The organism is Kluyvera sp. 1366 (assembly GCF_054823405.1).
In genome coordinates this window covers 1-1,638 of sequence record NZ_JBTRDW010000027.1, presented here as the reverse complement: position 1 = coordinate 1,638, position 1,638 = coordinate 1, and the positions used below count along the sequence as shown (strand labels likewise).

Genomic DNA, 1,638 nt, shown 5'->3' with positions numbered 1-1,638 from the left:
CCGTAAGGCGAAGGGTGACCGCCGGTGACCGCCATAAACCAGTACCTTCCGCCGGGAAGCAGAAAGATGCCCCAGCAGTCGGCGGGCACGCTTCCAAGCAGCGCCGCAGCGAGCGAAGCTGGCCGCTTACCTTTGGGAAGAACGACCGTGTCGTCGGCAAGCGTGCCCAGCCAGGTGGCGGGCTCATCGGCCGTACCGGCGGGCAGCGCCAGCCAGTGGCTCGCGAGCTGGTCACGGGCCTCAATGCGCATGCGCCGGCGCCCGCGTACCGACACCCACTGCCAGTGCAGGCCGGCAATCAGCGCGTGTTTCCCGGAGGGGACCACGCTGACTCCGGGCTGCGTCAGTTCAGACGTCATAAAGCCTCCTTATCCCAGCACGACGGGCGTTACGAGGATGATGAACATGCGGCGGCTGTCGTCACCGCGCGCCCCGCCGCCCAGACCAAAGAAGCTGTAGTTCCCTGTGCCCTGCCGGTTAGCCGAATCGCTGAGCTGCTCATAGCCGCTCAGCACCAGCGTCTGGCCGGACTGCATGATCACGCGCTGTGTCGTGGTTTTCAGATTGGTTTTGGCCAGCTGCGCGTTCTGCCCGCCGGAGGTGAAGTCTTTGAACGTTGGGTCGTCAGACATGCTGATAGAAAACTCCAGCTGCATCTTCGGCGAGTTCGGCATCAGGAAGGGCAGCGCAGTCATGTTAAAGCCGGTGGTGATGGTCGCCGTGGTGATTGAGGTGCTGGTCCCGACGTTCGGCGTCTGGCTGGTGCTGATGCTCGGCACATAGTCCTGTTGCAGCGCGTTCTGAATCGGGACGGCAGAAAGGTTCGTTGTCAGCGCCGAGGCTGTGGTCAGCACGCTGAGTTTCGCCTGCTCGTCCAGCGCCTTCAGAAACGTCTGCGTCCCCTCACCTTTGCCGTCCAGAATGGCCACGCCGCCGCTTAGCGCGTCAGAAGCGGCCCCTGTGAACGGGCTCGTCAGCGACAGGCCGACGCTGCCGGTGTTGAGAACCGCGTTCCAGTCGATGCCCGGCTGGTTCTGATGGCGGTTCTCCACGCTGAACACCTTTACCGAAATCATCACCTGGCGGTTAAGCTCGCGGTTACGGTCGTCAATGTAGCGGCCGATGGCGTCGAGCACGCGAGGCGTATCGGTAACCGTCAGCACGCCGGCGGAGAGGTTAAGGCGCCCTGAGCCCGGCGTCAGCATTGACTTCACCGTGGTTTCCACGTCCTTAAAGATGTTGGACTTAATGGTCGCCGTCGTGGTCTGGCTGGTGCTGTTGTCGCCCTTATTACCTCCGCTGCTGTTACCGCTCGTGCCGGCAGAAGACGTGGTACCGCTGACGGTCTTTGATTCAAAGCTCGCGTCACTGTCCATAAAGTTAATGGCGAAGTTGCGCGTATCGAGCCAGAAGATGGCGATGTGCCCGTACTCGTAGCGCCACGACAGGCCAAGCCGCGTGGTCACGTTGTCCAGCAGCCCGCTGAGCGATCCGTTCCAGCTGACGCCGCGCAGTCCGCCGTCGCCCTGCTGCACCGTGACCGGCTGACTGCTGGTCTGGCCCATAGCGGCCAGCGGCACCATGCCGCTGGCATCGGGAGCCGGCAATGGACCGGGCATTTTTTCTGTCCGGCCACCA

The 1,638-nt window shown here is 63.0% G+C and carries 2 protein-coding genes; both read right to left on the bottom strand.

Translation table 11 applies throughout. The annotated features are described in order from the left end of the window. Positions 1–359: type 4b pilus protein PilO2 (pilO2, locus tag ACVLVH_RS24130; protein WP_498950467.1), on the bottom strand; the 359-nt coding region annotated here is incomplete at its 3' end. Between the two features lie 9 nt (positions 360–368). Next, the coding region (gene pilN, locus ACVLVH_RS24125; RefSeq protein WP_498950465.1) for a PilN family type IVB pilus formation outer membrane protein at positions 369–1,638 on the bottom strand (1,270 nt) is incomplete at its 5' end.